This window comes from Nitratireductor lacus, assembly GCF_056431025.1.
In genome coordinates this window covers 142,453-167,907 of the sequence record NZ_JBWKMB010000006.1, presented here as the reverse complement: position 1 = coordinate 167,907, position 25,455 = coordinate 142,453, and the positions used below count along the sequence as shown (strand labels likewise).

Below are 25,455 nucleotides of genomic sequence, written 5' to 3'. Positions count from 1 at the left end.
CTTTTTCAAGCCAAAAGAACAAAAGAAAAAAGACCGGGGGGAGGATCCCGGTCTTTTTCACAAGGGACCGAAGGGAGGAGGTTTCGGTCCCACTCGGCAGCGACGGGAGGAGGAGTGCGCTGCCGGACTTTTCTAAGCGCTAAACGCCTCAGGCGACGCGCAGTTCCTTGACGGTCTTCTCGAAGACGTCCTTCATCGGCTTGGCTACGGTTTCGGCCGACTTCTGCGAGGCAGCCTGAAAATCCTTGATCTGGTCCACAGCCACTTCCATACGCTTGCGCATGAAGTTGCTCTGCATCTCGATCAGCTCGGCGAAGGAGCGGGCGCCGGCCAGAGCCTCAAGATGGGCCAGGTTGGCTTCGGTACCCTCGCGCAGCGCGGCAATCGACTTCGAGGTGAACTCGTTGCCAGCCGATTTCGCATTCTCAAAGGTCGCCTCGAGAGCCTTCTGGGTCTCTTCGGCATTCACCTTCATACGGGCATAAACTTCTTTCGTCTGCTCGGCGCTCTTTTCGGCGAAAGCGCGGAACTGCTCGCTCGCCTGCGTCGCGTCAAACGTCGGGAACTCGACGGTCCCATTGTCCTTCTGCGTGGTCTTGGTCATATCCGCGGTCCTTTGGTTCTCGTTCATGGCGGTTCTCCTTAGGGTTGGCACCCGCCCGACAATTCATGGTGCCTATATAGCATCGCTTATTGTGCATTGCAACATCTATGTTGCGACGCAGCATTTCGCCCGCCTGCAGTTAACCAATCAGCGAGAATTCGTGCCCGCGCGCCATTGGCATTTGTGGACCTCGCCGCCACATGCTTTTATTAATAAGGTGTTAACGTCGTTGTCGGGATGCCGCGTTCTGCGGTTGAGGATGGCAGCCCGATGCTGTTTGAACCGTTGCGGTTGTCGCGCCCTGCGAATCTTCGGTCGACCCGCGTGAAGAAAAATAGTCTGGCTCGTTTGAATGGCGTCTGTCTCATATTCCTTCGTTGACATTGCGGTTCTGGATCAGGTGCGCGAGCGCTTTGCCGCCGGCGACGCACTGCTCATACTCACCACGGCACTCGACACGGTGATCTGGGCAAACGGCCCCGGGGCGGCAATGATCGGCCATCGCAACATCGACGAGGCGATCGGCGCCGAAAGCGGCCTGTCCATGACGACCCGGCGTCAGATCTCCGCCACCCCCGGCTTTCCGAGAATTTCCAGCGAACGCACCGTCGCCACGCGCCTTGGGCGTGGACTCAGATCGCCCATTGTCAATCTGAGCGCATCCACGGTCGTTTTGCCCGGTGGCGAAGAGGCTATCCTTCTCGCGCGCAAGGCGGTTTCGACCCGCATGCGCGAGGACAGTTTCCGCGCCACGGCTGCCGTTGAGGGCTTCGACGCCGCAGACCAGTTCGCCGCCCTTGTGGATGAACATGGCTTCGTTGCCGCTGCCTCAGGCAGTTTCCAGGCGCTCGGCATAGAGCGCGAAACGCTGCGCGCCCTGGTCGGCGAAGTGCGCGATGAGGAAGACCGGCTGGTCAAGCGCATGGTGGAGGGCGGCGGGCGCCGCCGGCCCGCCGCTTTTGCCAGGCTGACTGACGATCCCGCCTGGCATCTGCTTGTCGTCGTTGACGAGCAGAACGCACCGCTTCAGCAGGATGAGCCTCGGCCTCCGCAGCCGGTTCTCGCTGCCGGAGACACTGCGCCGCCACCGGCAGTTTTGGACACCGAAACCACTGTGGCCAGCGAGCTCGAGCCTGTTTCAGCTTCAAAAGAACCGGCCGGCACACCGGCACCGGTCGATGGCCTGCCGCCGGTCGAGAGCAACGGCGACGATGAAAGCGCGCCGGAAGGCCCACAGATCACTGCCGAGGGCGCCCCTGCCGGTCCGGTCGAAGACGAAACGAAAAGCGCGCCTTCGGCTCCGGTGGAGCGCCCACGAGGAACGGTCCGTTTTGCCTGGCGCACGGACGCGGAAGGCCGCTTTACCGCGCTGTCGGACGCGTTTGCCGAAGCGGTTGGCCCGGCGGCGGCCGATGTGATGGGCCGGCGTTTCCGCGATGTCTCAAACGCGTTCGGGCTCGATCCCGAAGGGCGCATTTCGGCGTTGCTCGAACGCCGCGACACCTGGTCCGGCAGAACCGTCATGTGGCCTCTGGAAGGTACGGATCTCAAAATTCCGGTCGATCTGGCCGCCCTGCCCATCTATGGCCGAGGCCGCATCTTCGAAGGGTTTCACGGGTTCGGTCTGGCGCGTATGAGCGACGCGGTGACAGACCCGGAGGGCATCGGCCTCGTGCTGACACCTGGCGCCCCTTTGCCGACACGCGACTTGCCGACGGACCCGGCCACGGAATCCGCAGACGAAGAGGCCACGGAGCCGCTGCCGCTCGATGACCATGGGCCGGCAGGGGACCTTTCCGAACCGGCACCGGAATCCGCCGCTGATGCTGAACACGAGCCGGTCAAGATCATCCGTCTCGCCGAACATCGCGCCGCACCGGCCACGGAAGGCGGGCTGTCGCCGACGGAGACGACGGCTTTCCGGGAGATCGGTGAGCGCCTGCGCCAGGAAAACCGGCAGGAACAGGAACCCGAAAATCTCGATGCTTCGCCCGACACCGTTTCACCCGAGACAGGCGATACGGAACCGGACATCACACCGGACGCACCCGGCGATGCTTCTGGCGATGTAAACGCAGAGGAAGAAGTGCCGGCGGCCTCGAAGAGCGAGGAACCGGTCAAGGATGACGCGCAGGCAAAGCCTGCCGGGAATCGTTCCGAGGATGCACCCTCCCCACAGGCGTCGTCTTCGGCCATCGTTCCTTCGGCGTTCTACACCATGCCTGCCGACAGTGACGAGAATAGCCCCGGCCTCCTGGCCGGCCTGCCGCTGCCCATCGTGATCCATGCTGGAGACACACTCCACTACGCCAACAGGGCCTTTTTCGATCTGACCGGCTACGCGGACTTGAAAGCGCTTGAGGCAAGCGGCGGTCTCGATGTGCTTTTCCCGGAAAGCTACGAGGTTTCGCAGGCCCCTGCCGACGCGCAGGCTCTGAAAATCAGAACCGCCCGGGGCGACGAACACGATGTGCACGCGCATCTTCAGTCTGTTCCCTGGCGCGATGGAAAGGCCCTGCTTCTTGCGCTGCAACCCACCGAAACCGGGACGGAAGCGGTTGCCGCAATGGCAGGAACTGGCACAGCCGATGCGCACGCCGAAGCGGTGAGCGATGCCGAGTTGGACGCCCAGACCGCCGAGCTGCAGATGCATCTGGCCGAGATGCGGGCCATCGTCGACACGGCGACGGATGGCGTGGTGGTCATCGACAATGACGGCAATGTCCGCTCGACCAACCGGCCGGCGGAAGCGCTTTTCGGTTTCGACGATCAGGATGTGACCGGCAAACCCTTCACCGCACTCTTCGCCATCGAAAGCCAGGGGGCAGTGCGCGCGCATCTGGAAAGCCTTTCCGACAATGGCGTTGCCAGCGTCCTCAATGACGGTCTGGAAGTGATCGGCCGTGAGGCTCAGGGGCGTTTCATCCCGCTCTTCATGACCATGGGGCGCCTGCCACACAGCAGCGGCTTCTGCGCTGTCCTGCGCGACGTCACGCAATGGAAACGCGCTGCGGAGGAGCTGACCCAGGCGCGCGCCGAGGCCGAGCGCGCCTCCTCGCAGAAGTCGGAGTTTCTGGCGCGTGTCAGCCACGAGGTGCGGACACCGCTCAACGCGATCATCGGCTTTTCCGAGCTGATGCTCGATGAAAAGTTCGGCCCCATCGGCAATGACCGCTACCGCGACTACCTGCAGGACATCAACCGTTCGGGCAATCATGTGCTCGACCTCGTCAACGATCTGCTGGACATTTCCAAGATCGAAGCCGGCGAGCAGGAGATGCACTATGAGGCGGTGTCGCTCAACGATGTGCTCGGCGAAACCGTGGCCATGATGCAGCCGCAGGCCAATCGAGAGCGCGTCATCATCCGTTCGAGCTTCGCCTCGAACCTGCCGGATGTGGTCGCCGACCCGCGCAGCGTTCGCCAGATCGCGCTCAACCTTCTGTCCAATGCGGTGCGTTACACGCCCGCCGGCGGCCAGGTGATCATCTCGACAGCCTATAGTTCTGACGGGTCGGTCATCATGCGCGTGCGCGACACCGGCATCGGCATGAACCCGGCAGAAATCGAGGAAGCGCTAAAGCCTTTCAAGCAAATCAACAGCTTGAAGCGCAAACGTGGTGACGGAACCGGCCTTGGCCTGCCGCTGACCCGCGCCATGGTGGAAGCCAATCGTGCCGCCTTTACCATCAACTCGGTGCCCGGCGAAGGCACGCTTGTCGAGGTTTCGTTTCCGCCGACACGCGTGCTGGCCGACTGAGCAGCCGGCCAGGCCACGGCCAGAAAAGATGACATTCGTAGTTTAGAATATTTCTAAACTAATGATATTGTTCGCATTTTTCTTGACGATCGGTGTTTTTTCCGCGAGATACAGCCGCACTGCGGAGCAAGAGCTGCGCATTCCCTGGGACCTTGAATCCCAAAGGTTTGGAGACACCAATGCTGACAAACAAACTGATCGCTGCCCGCGCCGGTCTTGCCGCGCTTGTCGCCGCGGGAACGCTTGCCACCACCCTGCCTGCAGCCCAGGCCGAGGGAACGGTGAACATCTATTCCTACCGCCAGCCCTTCCTCATCCAGCCGCTGCTCGACGCCTTCACCGAGAAGACGGGCATCGAGACCGAAGTCCTGTTTCTGGACAAGGGGCTTGAGGACCGTATTGCCGCGGAAGGCTCCAATTCGCCGGCAGACGTCATCCTCACGGTCGACATCGGCCGCCTGATGAATGCCAAGGAAAAGGGCATCACCCAGTCCGTCGAAGACGAGACGGTGAATTCCGAAATTCCCTCCGAGTTCCGCGATCCGGAAGGCCACTGGTTCGGCGTCACCACGCGCGGCCGTGTTGTCTATGCCTCCAAGGACCGCGTCGAGCAGGATACCATCACCTATGAAGAGCTTGCCGATCCCAAGTGGAAGGGTAAGATCTGCATGCGCAGCGGCCAGCACAATTACAACATCGCTCTGTTCGCCTCCATGATCGCCCATCACGGCGAGGAGAAGGCCGAAGAGTGGATGAAGGGCCTCAAGGCCAATCTCGCGCGCAAGCCGAGCGGCAACGACCGTGCGCAGGCACAGGCCATCTATGCCGGCGAATGCGATTTGGGCATCGGCAACACCTATTATGTCGGTCTCATGATCAACAATGAGAAAGAGCCGGAGCAGAAGGACTGGGCCGCCTTGATGAAGGTCCTGTTCCCCAATTCCGAGGATCGCGGCACCCATGTCAATATTTCCGGCATGGCCATGGCCAAGCACGCGCCGAACCGTGACAACGCGCTCGAGCTGATGCGCTTCCTGGGCAGCTCCGAGGCCCAGTCGATCTATGCCGAGACCAATTACGAGTATCCGGTTCTTCCCGGCGCCACGGTTTCGGAAACCGTGCAGTCCTTCGGCAAGATCAAGCCGGACAGCCTGCCGCTTGCCGAGATCGCAAAGAACCGCAAGGCGGCTTCCGAAATGGTCGACCGTGTCGGTCTCGATGACGGCCCGGCGAGCTGATCCATCTTTAACACGTAAAAGCCGGGTCCTTTGCGGGGCCCGGCTTTTTGCATTTGCGGGGACACCCGCAATCGTATCGCACCTGTTGCCATGACCCTCCAGCCAGCGCCGACAGCACCTCTTCGTGAACACCGTTTTCCCCGCGTTCGGGGAGAGCGCCACGGTGCCGCGCGGCTCGGCAGTCTCATAATCGCGCTGGCCGTCATCCTTCCCGTCGCCACGATCCTGTTCGTCGCTCTTTCCGGCACGGGCGAAGCCTGGCCGCATCTCCTGCGCTACGTGCTGCCACAGTCGCTCGGAACGACACTCGCGCTGCTCGGACTTGTCGCCATGGGCACGGCCGTCATCGGTGTCGGATCGGCCTGGCTGGTGGTCGGCTACGAGTTTCCGCTGCGCCGGCTTCTTGCATGGGCGCTGGTGTTGCCGCTCGCCGTGCCCACCTATCTGGCCGCCTATGCCTTTGGCGAATTCTTCCACTATGTCGGACCGCTGCAGAGTGCGCTTCGCGCCGTCTTCGGTTTCGAAAGCGCGCGCGACTACTGGTTCCCCGACATCCGCTCCACCTGGGGCGCGGCCCTTGTGGTGACATCCGTCACCTTTCCCTATGTCTATCTCACCGCCCGCGTCGTCTTCCTCATGCAGGGGCGCAACATCGCCGATGTGGCGCGCACGCTGGGCGCGCGGCCAGCGCGCGTCTTCTTCCGCATTCTCCTGCCCGTCGCTCGCCCGGCCATCGTCGCAGGTCTGGCGCTGGTGATGATGGAAACGCTCAACGACATCGGCGCGGTGGAATATCTCGGCGTTCGCACGCTAACGCTGTCGGTCTATTCCACCTGGCTCAATCGCGGGAGCCTTGAAGGGGCGGCACAGATCGCTTCCGTGATGCTGGTGATCGTTTTCCTGCTTCTGACAGCCGAGCAATGGGCGCGCCGCAAGCAGCGCTTTCACAGCGCCCGCGGCACCCAGATGCATGTGCGCCCGCCTCGTCTGCCGCTCAGAGGTTTCAAAGGCATTTTGGCAACCGGCGCCCTCATCCTGCCCATCCTGTCGGGCTTCGGCGTGCCTCTTTTCGTCTTTGGCCGCTATGTCTCGAAGCGGCTCTACCAGTTTGCGGATCCGCAGGTTCTGCAGGCATTCCTGACCAGTGTCACAGTGGCCAGCATCACCGCCATCGCGACCGTTGTCATCGCGCTGCTGCTTCTCAATGCCATGCGTCTCTCGCGCTCGCCCTACACCATGGCGCTCGTGCGGCTTGCGTCAATCGGATATGCCCTGCCCGGCACGATCCTCGGCCTCGGCCTGCTTCTCTCACTCGCCGCCATTGACAACGCGGTCGACAACGCTGCGCGCACCCATGGCGGCTTTTCCACCGGGCTTCTCCTGACCGGCACAGCGGCATCCATTGTCATCGCCTGCACGATCCGCTTTCTCGCACTGGCTGAAAGCGCGGTCCGCTCGGGTCTGGAAAAACTGCCTCCCAATCTGGATCAGGCCGCCCGCAGTCTCGGCAAGACGGCGAACCAGAGCGCCCTGACCATTCTCCTGCCGCTTCTGAAGCCCGCTATCCTGACGGCGGCCATCCTCGTCTTCGTGGACACGGTGAAGGAACTTTCTGCGACCATTCTCCTTCGCCCGTTCGGCTTCCGCACGCTCGCCACGCATGTTTATGAAAACGCGTCCCGTGGTGTGGTGGAGGATGGCGCCGTCGCCGCGCTCCTCATCATCGCCACGGCCATCGTGCCGGTGATCCTTCTGTCACGCCCCCTGATGCGCGACCACAACACCTGACACTCCCTTCCGAAGGCTTACGCATCCCTGCGCCGTGCACGCGTGGACGCACCGACAGTTCGGGCAAAAAAAAGCGCCCGATAAAGGGCGCCTGAAGGATCTTGAATGCTGTCAAAAACGGGGCTTGGCGAACATCTGCATGAACAGAAGGAACCTGTGTCCGGCTCGTCAAGTTAGCCGACACTATCGCGGGCAAACCCTTAACAGAACCTTACTGGAGCGCGGAGAAATTTACCGATCCGTACCACTTGTGAAGTCTCGGTAAATTTCGGCTTCATCCTTCCTTAACCAAGCCGCGCCGACATCAGGTGCTGAGCTCGGGAATGTCGCGGTAAAGGTCCAGCGCCTCGGGGTTGGCGAGCGCTTCCCTGTTTTTCACCGCGCGGCCATGAACGATGTCGCGCACGGCAAGTTCGGTGATCTTGCCGGATTTCGTGCGCGGGATGTCCGCCACGGCGACGATGCGCGCCGGCACGTGACGCGGGCTTGCTCCCGTTCTGATCTTGGTGCGAATCGTCTTCTCCAGCGCCTCGTCAAGCGTCACGCCATCGGCAAGCCGCACAAAAAGGACGACCCGCACGTCGTCTTCCCACTCCTGACCGATGCAGATCGCCTCCAGGATTTCCGGTAGCTGCTCGACCTGGTTGTAGATTTCCGCTGTGCCGATGCGCACGCCGCCGGGGTTCAGCGTCGCGTCGGAGCGGCCATGGATGACAATGCCGCCATGCTCCGTCCACTCGGCGAAATCGCCGTGGCACCACACATTGTCGAACCGGTCGAAATAGGCCGCGTGATACTTTTCGCCTTCTGGATCGTTCCAGAATCCGATCGGCATGGCCGGGAAGGCGCGCGTGCACACGAGCTCGCCCTTTCCTTTCTCAAGCGGACGCCCTTCGTCATCCCAGACTTCGACCGCCATGCCGAGCCCGGCCGCCTGGATCTCGCCGACCCAGACCGGCAGCGTCGGTACACCGAGCACAAAGCAGGACACGATGTCCGTTCCGCCGGAGATCGAGGCGAGATGGACGTCCTTCTTGATCCCCTCATAGACGAAGGCGAAGTTTTCCGGCGCCAGCGGCGAGCCGGTCGACGAGATCGTTTCGACCGTTGAGAGATCGTGGCTTTCCATCGGCTTCAGGCCGGCCTTGCGCACCGCATCGATGAACTTGGCAGACGTGCCGAAATAGGTCATGCCCTCGGCATCGGCATAGTCGAAAAGCACGTTGCCGTCGGGATGGAACGGAGAACCGTCATAAAGCAGCAGCGTGGCCTCGGAAGCCAGCCCGCTCATCAGCCAGTTCCACATCATCCAGCCGCAGGTGGTGAAGTAGAAGAGCCGGTCGCCGGGCTTGAGTCCGGCATGCAGGCGATGCTCCTTCACATGCTGGAGAAGCGTGCCACCCGCCGAATGCACAATGCATTTCGGGATGCCGGTCGTGCCGGAAGAAAACAGGATGTAAAGCGGATGCGAAAAGGGGAGCCGCTCGAAGGCGAGTTCCCCTGCCTCGTAGCCTGCCACCGCTTCGTCATAGGCCTCGGCCCTGTCGATCTTTGCGGCGGCCTCGCGCGCGTGCCCGAGATAGTCGACAATCAAAGCCAGCTTAACGCCCGGCAGTTTGTCGAGAACCGTCGCCGTCTTATCTGAAACATCGAAGGCCTTGCCGCCATACCAGTAGCCGTCGGGCGCTATGAAGACAGTCGGCTCGATCTGGCCGAACCGGTCGAGCACGCCCTGAATGCCGAAATCGGGTGAGCAGGACGACCAGACGGCACCAAGCGACGTGGCAGCGAGCATCGCCGCGAGTGTCTCGGGCATGTTGGGCATCATCGCCGCCACCCGGTCGCCGGCTTTCAGCCCCCTGTCACGGAAAAGCTGTTGCAGACGCGATACCTGCGCACGCAGCGCATCCCAGGAGAGCCGGCGCTCGACCCTGTCTTCGCCGCGAAAAACCACCGCATCGCCGCTTCCCGAACCGCGCAGAAGGTTCTCCGCGAAATTCAGCCGTGCATCGGGAAAGAACGACGCGCCGGGCATGCGCTCGCCATCGACCAGAATGCGCTCGCCCCTGTCACCGATAACGCCGCAGAAGTCCCAGACCAGCGACCAGAAGGCCTCACGATCTTCAACCGACCAGGCGTGGAGCGTGTCGTAATCGGGCAGGCTGCGCCCGGCCACCTTCTCGGCGCACCTCGCAAAAGCCGAGACGGGCGCCTCGTTCTTCCGGGTCTCAGATGGTCTCCAAAGCGGCTCGGCTGCCCTCATCCTGTCCTCCTCATTGCCGTTCAGGCGATTGCTCTTCTTATGCGTTTCCGCACAGGAACGGCAATGGTCTCATGCGAAACAATTCCCCGCACCGCAGGCCAACCGGCCATTGCATCGCAGAAAGCGGTGCAATACCCGCCTGCAGCGCGACAAGTCCTTGAATTGCCATACGCCATGTTTAAACCCGTAAGGAGCTGTGAAGTCGGTTTGCCGGCATCGCTGCACCGTGGCGTTTCAGAGCCACCAGTTAGACAGCGTTGAGTCCGGCCTCGAAATCGCCGGGCGGAGCGCCAGGGATGAGGTTCCATGCCCTCGTCGGCAATGAAGAAGAGCATATGGGCACTGGTGATCGCTGCCGTCATTGCGGTGGCAGTGCTGGTTTGCCTGCCGATCCTGGCCTCCACGCAGATCGTGCGCGACAGCGTGGCCCAGCAGCTAAGCGCCTGGAGCGGCTATCGCGTCCGGCTGGACGATGCCCCTCAGATCCGGGTGTGGCCCTCTTTCAGTGCGGTGCTGAACGACGTCGTTCTGTCCGACTGGAACGACGATGGCGCCGCCGCCGTCATGGAAGCAGAGCGTGTCGAAGTCGACCTTTCAGCGCTCGCGGCCCTGCGCGGCAAGGTCGTTTTCACCAAAATACGCCTTGTGCGTCCGGTCCTGCGGCTTGACGATACGGACGGGGTGATGCGCGTGCCGTCGATCCCGAATTGGGGCAGGCTCGCCCAGTCGGTGGAGGTGGCGCGCGAGCTGCTTGCAGCCGATCCCGCAGCACCCGACAAATCTGCGCTGCCGAGCGACAGTTTTGCGACGGTTGAAGTAGAGGACGGTCGCGTGATCACCCTCAGCGGGGCCAACAGACCGCCGCTTCTGAGCGGTTTCACCGGGACATTCAACTGGCCTGCGCTCAACCGTGCCGCCACCCTTTCCGCCAGAGGCATCTGGCATGGCGAAAGCATCACTGTTGACGCTTCCACGGAAGAGCCCCTCCTGCTGCTTGCTGGTGGAAAGACCGCCCTTTCGCTTTCGGTCAAAAGCGCGCCCCTGACGCTCTCTTTCAAGGGCGAAGCCGACCTCGTTGGCGGAGCCTTCGTCAACGGGACTCTGGAAAGCTCCGCCCCGTCATTGCAGCGGGTGCTGGAATGGACCCTGCTGGAAGACTGGCCCGGCAGCACGATCAAGCCCGCAAAGCTTCGCAGCACAATCATCGGCGACGCCAAACGCATAAAATTCGAGACCGCGGAGTTCAGCCTTGGGGACAGCAACGCAACCGGCGTGTTCGACGTGGCGTTTACCGATCCGCGTCCGACCATCTCCGGCACGCTTGCCTTCAATGCGCTCGATCTCGGCACGTTGCTGAAGACCCTAGCGCCCGAGCCCGACGCGCCAACCCAGGCGGCGGCCGCTCCGTGGGCGCATGATCTCAATTTCGATCTTCGCCTTTCGGCCACGCAGGCGACAGCCGGATCCGTATCGATGACCGACGTGGCCGCAACCGCACAGGTTCGCGACGGGCTGGTCAGCCTCGATATCTCCGACGCCACGGCTTTTGGCGGCGTGCTTCAGCTCGGCATCCGGCTCGACAATGTGGAAGGCCGCGATCATGCCGAGCTCCGCATTGCGGCCGAGAACATCGACGGCGGTCTGATGGGAGAGAAGCTCCATTTCACCGCCTTCATGCCCAAGGCCAAAGGGTCATTTTCCGTGTTTCTGAAAGGGCATGGAGAAACGCTGAACCAGATCCTTGAAACATCCGACGGCTCCATCTCGGCCAGCTTCGGCAAAGGCAGCATTGTCGGCCTCAATCTCGAGACCTTTCGGGAGCATAACGACAAGGGCAGTTTTTTCCCGCTGCAGGACATTGCCGATGGCGAGCTTGCCATCGAGGGTGCTGACCTGAAGGCCACCCTGGCTGGTGGCATCGCCTGGATCGATACCGCCGAAGCGCGGCTGACAACCGGAGAGAAGATCACAATCGGCGGGCTCGTGCCGTTTGCCGGCCGCGGCATCGCCCTTTCTGGAAGCATTCTTCCACCGGAGGCACCTTCCGGCGGGGAGACTGCCACGGAGGAAGACAGTCCGGCTCAGGGACCGCGCGAAACCTTCTTCGTCGGCGGTTCCTGGAACGCGCCCTTTATCGCACCCTTTCTGATCGAATAGCCCACCACCTGCGTCTGCCTTAGGCCGCCACCCTTATCGCCGCCTGCTCGTCGCGGCGACGCTGAATTTCCTGCCGCTTGGTGACAATCGATGCGGCAATCACGCCCATCGCCACGATCCCGATCAGTATGGTGCAGACCGCGTTTATTTCCGGCGTCACACCAAGGCGCACCTGGCTGTAGATCTTCATTGGCAGGGTTGTCGCGCCAGGGCCGGAAGTGAAGCTCGCAATCACCAGATCGTCGAGAGACAGGGTGAAGGCCAGCATCCAGCCTGAAATCACCGCTGGCAAAATCACCGGCAGCGTGACCTGGAAAAACGCCTTCACCGGCGTCGCGCCGAGATCGAGCGCAGCCTCTTCAAGCGACTGATCAAAGCTCATGAGGCGGGACTGCACCACCACGGCGACGAAACACATGGAAAAGGTGATGTGCGCGATGGTGACTGTGAAAAACCCGCGATCGAAATTGATCGCCACAAAGAGAAGCAGAAGCGACAGGCCGGTGATGACTTCCGGCATGACGAGCGGCGCAAACACCATTCCGGAGAACAGAAGCCGCCCACGAAACCGCGTGTAGCGTGTCAGCGCAATGGCCGCCATCGTCCCGAGCACGGTCGCCACCGTGGCCGACAGGAAGGCGACCCGTGCCGTCACCCAGGCCGCATCCATCAGGCCACGATTGGAGAAAAGCTCCACATACCACTTCGTCGAGAAGCCCGCCCACACCGTGACGAGACGCGACTCGTTGAACGAGTAGATCACCAGGAGAAGGATCGGCAGGTACAGAAAGGCAAAGCCCAGCACGAGCGACACGATGTTGAAGCGTCCCCAGCTTCCAGCCATGGCTAATTCCCCGCCTCGCGTGAGCGCGCCTGTGAGCGCTGGAAGAGCATGATCGGCACGATCAGGATCAAAAGCAGGATCACCGCAACGGCAGATGAAACCGGCCAGTCGCGATTGTTGAAGAACTCGGTCCAGAGGGTCTTGCCGATCATCAGGGTCTGCGAACCACCGAGCAGATCGGGAATGACGAACTCGCCCACAGCCGGAATGAACACCAGCATGCAGCCGGCCACCACGCCCGGCAGGGACATGGGGAAGGTCACCTTCCAGAACGCAGCCATGGGCGGGCAGCCGAGATCGCGCGCTGCCTCGATCAGCGACCCATCCATCTTTTCCAGTGTCGAATAGAGCGGCAGCACCATGAAGGGCAGATAGGAATAGACAATGCCGATATAGATGGCCGTCGTGGTGTTGAGGATGACGAGCGGCTCGTCGATCAGCCCCAGGAACATCAGGAACTGGTTGAGCAGCCCCTCCGGCTTCAGAATGCCGATCCAGGCATAGACGCGAATCAGGAAGCTGGTCCAGAAAGGCAGGATCACCAGCATGAGGAGCGTCGGCCTGATCGAGGCCGGTGCACGAGCCATCCCGTAGGCGATGGGATAGCCCACGGCCAGCGTGATCAGGGTCGAAACCGTGGCGGTCCAGATGCTCGAAAGATAGGCATTCACATAAAGCGGATCATCGAACAGCCAAAGATAATTGCTGAACGAAAGCGCGCGGACTTTCTCGAAAAACGCCGAAAATCCGGCGAACAGGTCGAAAACCGGCTGATAGGGCGGCATGGCGAGTGCCGGTTCCGAAAGCGAAATCTTGAAGACGATCAGAAACGGCGCAAGGAAGAAGACAAGCAGCCACAGATAGGGCAGAGCAATGATGAAGCGGGCTGCGATTGCGGAGAGAAAGCGCGCCATCGCCCGTTACCGCGTCAGCACGACACCGGCATCCGCCGGGAAGGACACCCATGCCCGGTCGTGCCATGTCAGCACATCTTCCACCGCACGGCGGCGGTTGATGCTGCTGGCCTTGACGATCCGGCCGTCATCCAGCTTGACGTGGTGGATGGTCATGTCGCCCAGATAGGCGATGTCCCAGACCTCCCCCTCCACCGCATTGACCGCGCTCTCCGGGCGGTTGCGGGATATGTCGACCTTTTCGGGACGGACGGCGAACCACACATTCGCGCCCTTCTCCGCACCTGCGCCATTCAGCACGGAAAGCTCGAAGCCGGAGGCGTCCGCGATCCGCGCTGTTTCCCTGTCGGCAGCCGTCACGGTTCCCTCGAACATGTTGATCGAGCCCACGAAATCGGCAACGAAGCGCGAGTTCGGCGCCTCGTAGATCTCCGCCGGGGTGGCCACCTGGATGACATTGCCCCTGTCCATCACCGCGATGCGGTCGGCCATGGTCATCGCCTCTTCCTGATCGTGGGTCACGACCATGAAGGTAAGGCCGAGATCGTATTGCAGGTCGACCAGTTCGAACTGGGTCTCCTCACGCAGTTTCTTGTCGAGTGCGCCCAGCGGCTCGTCCAGCAGTAAGAGCTTGGGCCGTTTGGCGAGCGAGCGAGCGAGCGCCACACGCTGACGCTGGCCGCCCGATAGCTGGTGCGGCTTGCGCTTGGCGAAGGGCTCAAGCTTCACCAGCTTCAGCATGGCAGCAACGCGGTCGGCGATCTCGTCGGCCGGCATCCGGTCCTGCTTCAGGCCGAAGGCGATGTTCTTCTCCACCGTCATATGCGGGAAAAGCGCATAGGACTGGAACATCATGTTGACCGGCCGCCTGTGCGGGGGAATGCCCGAAAGGTCCTGCCCGTCAAGGAAGATGCGGCCGGAAGTGGGCTGCTCGAAACCCGCCAGCATGCGCAGAAGCGTTGTCTTGCCGCAACCCGAAGCGCCCAGGAGCGCGAAGAACTCGCGCTCGTAGATGCTGAGGGACAGGTCATCGACCGCCGTGAAATCGCCGAACGTCTTGGTGACATTCTCGAACGAGATATACGGCTTCGCCTGGGGATCGGCCCAGGGTGCGAAGCTGCGACGTGTGCTGCCGAGCGACTTCATCGGCGTCCCCTGCCCTGAAACCGCCTACTGGCCGGTCACCACCTTGGTCCACATGCGCGTCACCTGACGCTGCGTGCGCATGTCATAGGGGAGCGGTGCCTGCAGTTTCTCCATGGTCGTCTCGTCGGGATAGACAGCCGGGTCGCCCACGACTTCTTCGTCCATCTCTGCCTGCGCGGCCTTGTTGCCATTGGCATAAACGACATAGTTCGACGCCTTGGCGATCACATCGGGACGCATGATGTAGTTTAGGAACTCGTGCGCCTCCTCGACATTCTTCGCGTCCGCCGGGATCGCCATCTGGTCGAACCACAGCATCGCACCCTCCTTGGGGATCGCATAGCCGACCGTCACGCCCTGATCAGCTTCCGCCGCACGGTCGCGCGCCTGGAAGATATCGCCCGAATAACCGAGCGCCAGGCAGATGTCGCCATTGGCAAGACCATTGATATATTCGGAGGAGTGAAACTTGCGCACATAGGGGCGAACCGAAAGAAGCAGCTCTTCCGCCTTGGCAAGATCGTCCGAGGATGGCGTATTCGGGTCGAGGCCGAGATAAATCAGGGCCGAGCGCACCACCTCACTGGCTGAATCCAGCATATAGATGCCGCAATCCTTGAATTTTGCTGCCAGTTCCGGCGTGAACATCACATCCCAGGTATCGACCTTCGCCGTGCCGAGGATTTCCTCAGCCTTGCCGACATTATAGCCAACGCCCGTCGTGCCCCACATGTAGTTGATGGAGTGTTCGTTGCCCGGATCGTAGACGGCCACGCGGTCGCTGATCATGTCCCACATGTTGGAAATGTTGGGAAGCTTGTCCTTGTCGAGCTTCTGGAAGACGCCGGCGCTGATCTGACGGCCAAGAAACTCGCCCGACGGCACCACCACGTCATAGCCCGAGCCGCCCGCGAGCAGCTTCGTCTCCAGGATTTCGTTGGAATCGTAGACGTCGTAGACGACCTTTATGCCCGTTTCCTCGGTGAAATCCTCAAGGATCGTATCATCGATATAGTCCGACCAGTTGTAGACATTGACGACGCGGTCCTGTGCATTGGCCGCCGCCGAAACGGCAATCGCTGCAAGGGAAACGCAGGAGGCAAGAAGGGTTTTACGCAGCATGGAATTTCTCCCCAAGGGACTGTTTTTGCCGGCGCGCAAATCGCCACCGGCACCCGCAAGTTTTTTTCAACCCTATTGTCGTTTCGGAAATGCGACAAGCGGCAAATTTCTGTTTGGGCTCAAAGATAAGTGGTGCGTTCAAGCGGCGTGATCTCGCTCCAGAAGGCGATGATTTCCGCGCGCTTCAGATCGCGATAGACCTTTGCCAGAAGGGGCCCGAGCGCCCGGTCGATGAAACGGCTTTTTAACGCAAGCTGCAGAGCGTCATCCATGTCGTCGGGCAGTTCGCGGCCGAGATCCGCCCTCTCGTCATAGGCGCTGCCTTCCACCGGCGGCGGCGGCTTCGCGCCCGCTTCGATCCCCTCGATCATGCCCTGTATGATCGCCGCCATGACGAGATACGGATTGGCGTCCGCGCCCGAGATCCGGTGCTCTACGCGCCGGTTTTCCTCCGTCGAGACCGGGATGCGCAGCGCCACCGAGCGGTTGTTTTCCGCCCACACTGCGTGGGTGGGCGCATAGGAGCCGGGCGTGATGCGCCGAAACCCGTTCCAGGTGTTGATGTAGAGAATGAGCGATTCGGGCATGGTGTCGATGAGGCCGGCGACCGCCGAAAGCAGCCGCTCGCGGCCCGTCTCTCCGGCAAATATGTTCTGCCCGTCCGCATCGAGCATGGAGGTATGCACATGCATGCCGTTGCCGGCGTAGTCGATGAACGGCTTGGCCATGAAGGTGGCCGTCAGCCCATGCTCGCGCGCGCAACCCATCACGATGCGACGCAGAAGGATGACGTCGTCGGCCGCCCGCAGCGGGTCCGCCCGGTGTTTTAGATTGACCTCGAACTGGCCCGGCGCGGCCTCCTTGATGATCGTGTCGATGGGCAGGTTCTGGGCATCCGCAGCATCGCGGATCATGTCGAAGAGTGCTGCGTTCTCGGCCAGATCGTCGAGCCCGTACATGCGCAGACGGTCCGGCCCCTCGCCAGCGCCAAGCGGCGTGGGCATGCCGGCAGGGTCCTGCTTTTCGGGATCGAGCAGATAGAACTCCAGCTCAAACGCGGCGACAGGGAAAAATCCCTTCGCGTTTGCCTCCGCCACCTTGTGCTTCAGCACCTGGCGTGAATCCGCCATGAAGGGCTCACCCTCCGGCGTGAAGGTCTGGAGCAGAACCTGCGCCGTCTTGCGTCTGGCCCATGGAACGATGGAAAGCGAACCGCGCGTCGCCCGGCAATAGCCGTCCTTGTCTCCGGTTTCGATGTGAAGCCCGGTCTCGTCGACTTCCCGGCCCCAGACATCGAGCCCGTGTAGCGACATTGGGAAGTTGACGCCCTCCTGAAACGCTTTCTTCAGGCTGTCGCCCGGTGCCCATTTCCCACGGATGATGCCGTTGGGGTCGACGATGAGAAATTCGACCGCCTCCAGGTCCGGGTGCTCGTCGACAAAGGCGCGGTATTCCGCCTCGTGTTCGGCTGAGATGAAATCCCCACAGGCGCGGGTGCCTTCTGTTGAAATCTCCCCGCCTGCTTCTGGTGAAACGGAAGAACTGGGCTTAACGTCAGTATCGATAGTCGTTTCGGGGCGATTCAAGATTGGCCTGTTTCATGGTTGCGGATGACAAAGCCTGCGCCGGATTTTCAAACCTTGTCAATGGCTGGAAACGCGGCAGGAGTCGGGGCGGGAGCGAGCAGTGAGAGCAGCATGGTATGAACGCAACGGCACGGCGCGCGACGTTCTGGAAGTGGGTGACATGCCTCTTCCCGCGCCCGGCCCCGGCGAAGTGCGTGTTCGACTGGCCACCTCGGGCGTCAACCCGTCCGACGTGAAGGCGCGGCGTGGACGCCCGCTCAATGCCGGGCGCGTCATTCCACACAGCGATGGCGCCGGCGAGATCGACACCGTCGGGCCGGGCGTGGATCATGGCCGCGTCGGCCAGCGTGTCTGGGTGTGGAACGGCCAGTGGCGACGTCCCTTCGGCACCGCTGCCGAGGCGATCGTGCTACCGGAAGCGCAGGCGGTCCCCCTGCCCGCGAATGTCGACTACGCGACAGGCGCCTGTCTTGGCATACCCGCGCTGACAGCCATACATGCCGTCAATCTCTTCGAGACCGTCAAGGGCAAGACAATTCTCGTCACGGGCGCCGGCTCTTCGGTGGGGCATTATGCCACCCAGGTCGCCAAAGCCCGCGGCGCGCGGGTTATCGCCACCGCCTCGCCCGGTCGCGCCGCCCACGCCCGCGCCGCGGGCGCTGATTTCGTCATCGACTACAAGGCCAAGGACGTGGCCGCCACGGTGAAAGGGCTTACCACAGGCAAGGGTGTGGACGGCCTCATCGACATGGACCTCTATTCCACCACCGCGACCATCTCCAATGGTGCGCTGGCGCCCCATGGCAAGATCGTCTGCTACGGTTCCAGCATGCAGGGCGACATACCCGTTTCGTTTCCCACACTGTTGTGGAACAGCCTGACACTGCAGGTCTTTGTGGTCTACGAACTGCTCGCGAAAGAACGGGAAACCGCGATCGGCCAGCTCACCGCAATGCTCGAAAAGAACAGCCTCAAACACGCCATCGGCGAGCGCTTCGCCCTGCGCGACATCGTCAAGGCGCACGAAGCCGTGGAACGCGGCGACGTTGTCGGCAATGTCGTGCTCGACATCGCCTGACCGACATCACTGAAAATCGAACGCAGATAGGCCCGTCACCATCTCATCGAGCCCGAGCGGCCTTGTCACCGGCGGCTCGGCACGGGCAAGACAGCCCGCCCGTTCGCACAGACGGCAGGCCGGCCCAACCGGCGTGAGCGCATGGGTCGGCGCGCCTCCCGCCTTGCCCGGCGCACCCGGCAGCGCATCGCCATAGACCACGCTCTCTCGAAATCCGAGATCGCACCCCAGCAGAAGCGCCGTGCGGCGCGGGCGTTCGGCAAAAGCGCCCTGCGGCCCCTCCAGCGTGCGTGCGACCGTCAGGAATTCGGCGCCATCGGGCATTTCCACCGCCTCGACCAGAACCTGCCCCGGCTGCGCGAATGCTGCATGGACGGCAAGTTTCGGGCACCCGCCGCCGAAGCGCGCCTGCGGAAAGCCCAGCGCGCCCGCCTTGCGGAAACGGTTGCCCGCATTGTCCACTTCGAGCATGAAGAATGGCACGCCCGATGCACCCGGCCGCGCGAGCGTCGTCAGCCGGTTGGCCGCCTGCTCGAATGACACGCCGAAGCGCGATTTCAGCACATCCACATCGTAGTGCGCGCGTTCGGCCGCCGACAGGAATGCCTGATAGGGCATCATCAGCGCGTGTGCCGCATAGCGTCCGAGTTCAAACCGCGCGAGCCTGCGGGCCTCGTTGCTCGACAGTTTCAGTGCCTCGATCTCAGCGGCAATCGCCACTGACATGCGCAGCAGGCAGGCCTCCATGGCGATCTCGCGCAGTTGGTCGGCCGGCGACAACCGTTCGGAAATAAAAAGGCGCTGCGAATGGCGGTCGTAGCGCCGCCGCCAGTTCGGCATGGTCGCCACGGGAAGCAGGCGCACCACGATGCCGTGCTCCTGTTTCAGCCAACCCCTGATGGCTCCGGAAAGATCGTCGCCCGGCCCAATCAGCTTGTGGAAGCTCTCAGCCTCCTCTTCGATCGAGGCGAAATGGTTCGCATGCCGCTCGAAGGTCTCGCGCACCTCGTCAATCGGCAGGCGTGTTGCCGAAATAGCTGTGCTGCGCCCTTCCCGTGCCAGCATTTCCGACAGGTCCGACATGCGGTCCGCCTGCTCGCGATAGGCGCGATAGAGTTTTACGAGCGCCGCCGCCGCATTGGGCGCAGCCTCGGCCACATCCACCAGTTCCTGCTCACCGGGCAGTTCTCCGGCCAGAAGCGGATCGGAAAACACCTCTCGCAGCGCCGCGAGCGAAAGCCCCGCCTCGCCCTGCAGCTCGTCCGGGTCGACCTTATAGACGGAAGCGAGTTTCAGAATGAGCGAAACGGTGAGCGGCCGCTGGTTGCGTTCGATCAGGTTCAGATAGGACGGTGAGATGCCCAGACCTTCGGCCATGGCCGTCTGGGTCAGCCCCTTTGCTGTGCGAATGCGCCTGATGCGCGGCCCGGCGAATATCTTCTGGTTGGCCATGATCGAATCCCGTTGTTCTCCGCGTCCCCGGCGACACGCGACCGTTCCGGCATGGATCCTTGGGTCAAGCCCGAGGATCCATGCCGGGACGGACACAGCATTACACGACTTTACAAAACTTCTGCACAAACCCGTCCTTACATAATTTACAAATTTACATGCCAGCTCTGTCAAATTCCAGACATGCTGACACGAAATTTTCCGCAAAAATCCCGTTTTCTCTCCGCTTTCGCTGCGCCGCAATGTAAATTCTGTAACGAAATCGGGGCGCAATGACACCCAGTCAGGCAGCTCCGCCAGCGAAACAAATCCTGTACGGAGGCAATTATGACGGATTTTTACAACCTCGTTCCCGGCGCTGCGGAAGGCCGCTTCGATGGCCTCGAGCGTCCCTACACGCCGCAGGATGTGCAGCGCCTGCGCGGCTCGGTCACCATCCGTCACACGCTCGCCGAGGAAGGCGCAAAACGGCTGTGGAAGCTGATCCACGAAGAGGACTTCGTCAACGCGCTGGGCGCGCTCTCCGGCAACCAGGCCATGCAGATGGTCCGCGCCGGACTGAAGGCGATCTACCTCTCCGGCTGGCAGGTCGCAGCCGATGCCAACACAGCTTCGGCCATGTATCCGGACCAGTCGCTCTACCCGGCCAATGCCGGCCCGGAGCTTGCCAAGCGAATCAACCGCACGCTGCAGCGCGCCGACCAGATCGAGACGGCGGAAGGCAAGGGCCTGTCGGTCGACACCTGGTTTGCGCCCATTGTGGCCGACGCGGAAGCCGGTTTCGGCGGGCCGCTCAACGCCTTCGAGCTGATGAAAGCCTATATCGAGGCTGGTGCAGCAGGCGTCCACTTCGAAGACCAGCTTGCCTCTGAAAAGAAGTGCGGCCATCTGGGCGGCAAGGTTCTGATCCCGACGGCCCAGCACATCCGCAATCTCGACGCCGCGCGGCTGGCAGCCGACGTCATGGGCGTGCCGAGCCTGGTCATCGCCCGCACCGACGCCGAGGCTGCCAAGCTTCTGACCTCCGACATTGACGAGCGCGACCAGCCCTTCGTCGATTATGAGGCCGGCCGCACGGTCGAAGGCTTCTACCGCGTGAAGAACGGGCTCGACGCCTGCATCGCCCGTGCTGTCGCCTATGCACCGCACACGGACCTGATCTGGTGCGAAACATCGAAGCCGGATCTGGAGCAGGCGCGCAAATTCGCAGAGGGCGTGCACAAGGCGCATCCGGGCAAGCTGCTCGCCTACAATTGCTCGCCGTCCTTCAACTGGAAGAAGAACCTGGACGACGCGACCATCGCCAAGTTCCAGCGCGAGCTGGGTGCCATGGGCTACAAGTTCCAGTTCATCACGCTGGCCGGTTTCCACCAGCTCAACTTCGGCATGTTCGAGCTGGCACGCGGCTACAAGGACCGGCAGATGGCGGCCTATTCGGAGCTGCAGGAAGCGGAGTTCGCGGCAGAAGCCAACGGCTACACCGCCACCAAGCACCAGCGCGAGGTCGGCACCGGCTATTTCGACGCCGTGTCCATGGCCATCACCGGCGGGCAGTCTTCGACCACCGCCATGAAGGAATCCACCGAAACCGACCAATTCCGCCCGGCAGCGGAGTAACCCAACGGCCGAAACGGCCGGGAAAGGAGAACGGATATGACACCGAACACCCGCGTCAAGGAACGAGCAGAGGAACAGTCGAGCGCCATGTCGTCCGACCAGCAGGCCCTGATCCGGATGGTGGCAAACGACCTCCACAGGCTCAACCAGTCGGTCATGAAAGCGGTCGATTCCGGTGTGTCCGTGGAACTGGTCCGCTCAGCACGCCATCATGGCGGGGAGGGAAACTGGGGCGACCTCTTGGTGCCGGTCATCGTCACCAATCGTCTGGCTGGCTCCTGACACCGGCCTGACGACCTCCAGTCGAGCGCCCGCGCAAGGTCTCCTGCGCGGGCGCTTTTTCTTGTTCACGGGCAGTCCGTGACCCGGTGATCAAACAACACAAACGATTCAGGTTTGAAGAAAATCTTCGCCACCACACCGATGGCAAACAAATATCGATTGCAAAACAGGCACATGCCGATTCTGTCGTATTTGTAACTTGACTTCTCAACTATAGTGACATTGAGTTCTCCTAAATCACAACCGTGCATTGAAATTCACAATCCAGCCGATGGGCGAACATATGATGGTAGACAGACATGCAGCCGACCGGCCTTCCGATGGGAACGGTGCGGCCGTAGCGGGGTCCTGTGTTGCCGACCCAACGCAGGCCATGGTCATCGCCGCCTCTCCGGTCAACCGTATCGTGCTCACGCGCATTGCCCAGCGCGCCTACCTGAAAGTTCAGGCGATGGAGCCCGTGGAAGCGAGGCGCATACTCTCGGCCGCTTCCCCGCTGACCCGTCCGGGTCTGGTGATCGTCGACATCGACGCCCAGATGCAGATGTCGGACGACCTGTTCCTGCATCTGGAGCAGCACAGAAGCGCCTCGCCACGCCGGCTCCCGCTCGTCATCACCATCGTCCCTTCCCGCCTTGATGCTTCTCCAACGGTCGATCATGTGGATGCGCGCGTGGTTCGCCCCGTGACACCGGAGACGCTGCAGCCCGTCATCCAGCGCCTGCTGACGGCTGTGCAGGCGTGAGACTGGGCTCTTCCCTTTCCTCCGGCCCCAAGTCTATACTCCGGCATCCAAACAATAATCCCTGGTGATTGATGCCTGACAGGAAGAAGCTAGCCCGCCGCGCCGGCCGAGGTGAATCCGTACGCGCGCCCGCATTCTTGAAAAATCTCCGCGGTGTGAAGGACTGGAAGCAGGCCACGGCCTGGCTGGAATGGCGCGGCATCGAGGACATTGAGTGCATCACGCCCGATCAGGCCGGTGTTGCCCGCGGCAAGATGATGCCGTCCAAGAAATTCACGTCCAACACGTCGCTCGCGCTGCCTTCGGCCGTGTTCATGACGACGATCTCAGGTGAATATCCCGAGAACAGCGGCGATTTCGTCTACCCGGAAGATGATGGCGATCTGAAACTCCTGCCGGATCTTTCGACGCTCTCCTCGGTCCCGTGGGAGACCGATCCGACCGCACAGGTGATCTGCGATCTCGTGCATCAGGATGGGCGCGATGTTGCGTTCAGCCCGCGCAATGTTCTCAAACGCGTGGTGGCCGAGTATGCCAAACACGGCCTGAAGCCCATCGTCGCACCCGAAATCGAATTCTACCTGGTCCACAAGAACCCCGACCCGGATTATCCGCTCACCCCGCCCGTCGGACGTTCCGGCCGTCCCATCGGTGGCGGTCAGGGTTATTCCATTGCCGGCGTCAACGAGTTCGACGAACTGATCGACGACATCTACCACTTTTCCGAAGGCCAGGGGCTCGAGATCGACACGCTGATCCACGAAGAGGGCGCCGGCCAGCTCGAGATCAACCTGCGCCATGGCGACCCGATAGAGCTTGCCGATCAGGTGTTCATGTTCAAGCGCACCATTCGTGAGGCGGCGTTGAAGCACGACACCTACGCCACCTTTATGGCGAAGCCGATCCAGAACCAGCCGGGCTCTGCCATGCACATCCACCAGTCGGTGGTGTCGCTTAAAACCGGCCAGAACGTCTTTTCCGACGAGAAGGGCGAGGAGACTGACACGTTCCGCCACTTCATCGGTGGGCTGCAAAGGCATATCCCCAACGCGCTCATCATGCTGGCGCCCTATGTGAATTCCTATCGCAGGCTCACCCAGGGCACGGCGGTTCCCGTCAACACACGCTGGGGCTATGACAACCGCACAACGGCCTTCCGTGTGCCACGTTCCGATCCCGCCGCGCGGCGCGTGGAGAACCGCATCCCCTCCTCCGACGCCAATCCCTATCTGGCGCTGGCGGCCTCACTTGCCTGCGGCCTTGTCGGCATTCTGGAAAAGAACAAGCCCGATGCCCCTGCCGGCACCGCCGTCAACCAGGATGAAATCGAACTGCCGCGCGGCCTTCTGGAAGCCGTTGCGCTGTTTGAAGATGACGAGAGCCTGAAAGAGATGCTCGGCGCGCCGTTCGTCTCCACCTTCGCGGCGATCAAGCGGGCAGAGTTCGAGACCTTCATGCAGGTCATCAGCCCGTGGGAGCGCGAATACCTGCTGCTCAACGTTTAGGCGAACCAATGGCCTACAAGTCGCCCGTATCGCCCGGCCTCTCGTGGTATGAAGCGACGGTTGGCGCGCGTCCAGAATATCCGGCACTTGATGGCGACCGCCGCGTCGATGTCGCCGTCATCGGCGGTGGCTTCACCGGCCTTTCCGCCGCCGCGCATCTCGCAAAGGCAGGCGTCAACATCGCGCTGATCGAGGCGCACCGTTTCGGTGACGGTGCATCAGGCCGCAATGGCGGGCAGCTCGGCACCGGCCAGCGCGCCTGGGCCGAGGAACTGGAAGCCGAGCTCGGCTTTACCCGTGCAAAAGCCCTGTTTGATCTCGCCGAAGAGGCCAAGGCCCATCTGCTCGATTTCGCCGCCGCCAATGCCATCGAGATCGACTATCGGCCCGGCCAGCTTTCGGTGGTTCACAAGAAGCGCTATCTGGACGAATACCGCCAACACGCAGACATCATGCGCGAGCGCTTCGGCTATCCCCACATCACCTATATGGACGAGGCCCAGACCGCTCAACGCCTCGGCTCGACGCGCTATTTCGGCGGAACACGCGACACCGGCACCGGCCATATTCACCCGCTCAAGCTCGTGACAGGCACCGCGCGCGTCGCGGCAGAGGCAGGCGCACAGCTCTTCGAGAAGACACCAGCCACGCGGATTTTCTCAGATGCAGGTGGTGTTCGCATCGAAACTCCGACTGGCACCATCACCGCCGATAAATGCCTCATCGCCACCAATGCCTATGGCGGCGATCTGGAACCGAAGAGCGCGGCGCATGTCATGCCCATCGGCTCCTTCATCGGTGCCACACCACCACTCGGCGACGACAGCCCGGTCCTTCCCGGCGGCGAGGCGGTGGACGATTCCCGCTTCGTGGTACGCTATTTCCGGCGATCTGCCGACGGACGCCTGCTTTTCGGCGGTCGTGAAATTTATGCGCCCGGCGAAGACAGGGCGATCCACCAGCACATCCGCCGCCAGATCGCAGAGCTTTATCCGGCGCTGAGCGATGTGGAGCTCACTCATGCATGGGGTGGTTATGTGGGCATCACCGTGCCCAGAAAACCCTATGTGCGTGAGGTCATGCCGAATGTGATCTCCGCCGGCGGCTATTCGGGCCATGGCGTCATGCTGTCGAACTTTGTCGGCAGGCTCTATGCCGAAACCGTGTGTGGAAACCGCGACCGGCTGCGCCTCTTCGAAGAGCTGAAGATACCGCCCTTCCCCGGCGGTCGGCGCCTGCGCCCGATCCTGATGTTTCTGGCCCTCAACTGGTACGCCCTGCGCGATCGGCTTTAGAGGCAGAATGCTCACCGTTGCATTGCGGTCGTGCGTGGTTCGACAAGCTCACCATGAGG

18 protein-coding genes are annotated in these 25,455 nt (G+C 62.0%); 10 read left to right on the top strand and 8 right to left on the bottom strand.

All coding sequences use genetic code 11. The annotated features are described in order from the left end of the window. Window positions 1–148 precede the first annotated feature (148 nt). The gene (locus AC07E3_RS07140; protein ID WP_374730059.1) at window positions 149–631 is read right to left on the bottom strand and encodes a phasin; all 483 of its coding nucleotides are present in this window, start codon (window positions 629–631) and stop codon (window positions 149–151) included. 325 nt (window positions 632–956) lie between these two features. Here AC07E3_RS07140 and AC07E3_RS07135 point away from each other — a divergent pair, with 325 nt between their 5' ends. The 3 genes from AC07E3_RS07135 to AC07E3_RS07125 all read left to right on the top strand — a co-directional run bounded on the left by AC07E3_RS07135 (window position 957) and on the right by AC07E3_RS07125 (window position 7,390). Further along, window positions 957–4,364, top strand: coding sequence for an ATP-binding protein (locus AC07E3_RS07135; RefSeq protein ID WP_478360891.1), 3,408 nt, complete (start codon window positions 957–959; stop codon window positions 4,362–4,364). Between the two features lie 179 nt (window positions 4,365–4,543). Next, entirely contained in the window at window positions 4,544–5,602 is a 1,059-nt protein-coding gene (locus tag AC07E3_RS07130) for a Fe(3+) ABC transporter substrate-binding protein (RefSeq protein WP_478360889.1), read from the top strand. Window positions 5,603–5,692: 90 nt separating this feature from the next. Then, window positions 5,693–7,390, top strand: a complete 1,698-nt coding sequence (locus AC07E3_RS07125) for an ABC transporter permease (RefSeq protein ID WP_478360887.1) — start codon at window positions 5,693–5,695, stop codon at window positions 7,388–7,390. A 304-nt stretch (window positions 7,391–7,694) separates the two neighbouring features. On the opposite strand, the gene AC07E3_RS07120 is transcribed toward AC07E3_RS07125, so the two are convergent. Continuing rightward, window positions 7,695–9,653 (bottom strand): acetoacetate--CoA ligase, encoded by a 1,959-nt coding sequence (locus AC07E3_RS07120; RefSeq protein ID WP_478360885.1) that lies wholly within the window; start codon window positions 9,651–9,653, stop codon window positions 7,695–7,697. A 306-nt stretch (window positions 9,654–9,959) separates the two neighbouring features. Here AC07E3_RS07120 and AC07E3_RS07115 point away from each other — a divergent pair, with 306 nt between their 5' ends. Next, entirely contained in the window at window positions 9,960–11,810 is a 1,851-nt protein-coding gene (locus AC07E3_RS07115) for an AsmA family protein (RefSeq protein ID WP_478360883.1), read from the top strand. 19 nt (window positions 11,811–11,829) lie between these two features. On the opposite strand, the gene AC07E3_RS07110 is transcribed toward AC07E3_RS07115, so the two are convergent. The 5 genes from AC07E3_RS07110 to AC07E3_RS07090 all read right to left on the bottom strand — a co-directional run bounded on the left by AC07E3_RS07110 (window position 11,830) and on the right by AC07E3_RS07090 (window position 17,422). After that, window positions 11,830–12,654 carry an ABC transporter permease gene (locus AC07E3_RS07110; RefSeq protein WP_065816404.1) on the bottom strand — a complete coding sequence of 275 codons (825 nt, stop codon included), beginning with the start codon at window positions 12,652–12,654 and terminating at the stop codon, window positions 11,830–11,832. Window positions 12,655–12,656: 2 nt separating this feature from the next. Continuing rightward, window positions 12,657–13,568 (bottom strand): ABC transporter permease subunit, encoded by a 912-nt coding sequence (locus tag AC07E3_RS07105; protein WP_478360881.1) that lies wholly within the window; start codon window positions 13,566–13,568, stop codon window positions 12,657–12,659. A 6-nt stretch (window positions 13,569–13,574) separates the two neighbouring features. After that, window positions 13,575–14,714, bottom strand: coding sequence for an ABC transporter ATP-binding protein (locus AC07E3_RS07100; protein ID WP_336067022.1), 1,140 nt, complete (start codon window positions 14,712–14,714; stop codon window positions 13,575–13,577). Window positions 14,715–14,738: 24 nt separating this feature from the next. Beyond that, entirely contained in the window at window positions 14,739–15,836 is a 1,098-nt protein-coding gene (locus AC07E3_RS07095) for a polyamine ABC transporter substrate-binding protein (RefSeq protein ID WP_336067025.1), read from the bottom strand. A 119-nt stretch (window positions 15,837–15,955) separates the two neighbouring features. Continuing rightward, a complete protein-coding gene (locus AC07E3_RS07090) occupies window positions 15,956–17,422 on the bottom strand; it encodes a glutamine synthetase family protein (protein ID WP_478360878.1) in 1,467 nt (488 codons plus the stop codon). A gap of 100 nt (window positions 17,423–17,522) precedes the next feature. Here AC07E3_RS07090 and AC07E3_RS07085 point away from each other — a divergent pair, with 100 nt between their 5' ends. Further along, the gene (locus AC07E3_RS07085; protein WP_223004833.1) at window positions 17,523–18,500 is read left to right on the top strand and encodes an NADPH:quinone reductase; all 978 of its coding nucleotides are present in this window, start codon (window positions 17,523–17,525) and stop codon (window positions 18,498–18,500) included. Between the two features lie 6 nt (window positions 18,501–18,506). On the opposite strand, the gene AC07E3_RS07080 is transcribed toward AC07E3_RS07085, so the two are convergent. Further along, window positions 18,507–19,952, bottom strand: coding sequence for a helix-turn-helix domain-containing protein (locus tag AC07E3_RS07080; RefSeq protein ID WP_322339717.1), 1,446 nt, complete (start codon window positions 19,950–19,952; stop codon window positions 18,507–18,509). Between the two features lie 327 nt (window positions 19,953–20,279). Here AC07E3_RS07080 and aceA point away from each other — a divergent pair, with 327 nt between their 5' ends. The 5 genes from aceA (at window position 20,280) to AC07E3_RS07055 (ending at window position 25,396) form a co-directional block, all read left to right on the top strand. Next, entirely contained in the window at window positions 20,280–21,569 is a 1,290-nt protein-coding gene (aceA, locus tag AC07E3_RS07075; RefSeq protein WP_478360875.1) for an isocitrate lyase, read from the top strand. Between the two features lie 36 nt (window positions 21,570–21,605). Continuing rightward, window positions 21,606–21,851, top strand: a complete 246-nt coding sequence (locus tag AC07E3_RS07070; protein WP_007006956.1) for an SMc00767 family acetate metabolism repressor — start codon at window positions 21,606–21,608, stop codon at window positions 21,849–21,851. Window positions 21,852–22,134: 283 nt separating this feature from the next. After that, on the top strand, window positions 22,135–22,596 hold the full coding sequence (locus tag AC07E3_RS07065; protein ID WP_478360871.1) for a response regulator: 462 nt from the start codon (window positions 22,135–22,137) through the stop codon (window positions 22,594–22,596). 71 nt (window positions 22,597–22,667) lie between these two features. After that, on the top strand, window positions 22,668–24,101 hold the full coding sequence (locus AC07E3_RS07060) for a glutamine synthetase family protein (RefSeq protein WP_065816412.1): 1,434 nt from the start codon (window positions 22,668–22,670) through the stop codon (window positions 24,099–24,101). An 8-nt stretch (window positions 24,102–24,109) separates the two neighbouring features. After that, window positions 24,110–25,396 carry an NAD(P)/FAD-dependent oxidoreductase gene (locus tag AC07E3_RS07055; RefSeq protein ID WP_478360868.1) on the top strand — a complete coding sequence of 429 codons (1,287 nt, stop codon included), beginning with the start codon at window positions 24,110–24,112 and terminating at the stop codon, window positions 25,394–25,396. The last annotated feature ends 59 nt before the right edge of the window (window positions 25,397–25,455 follow it).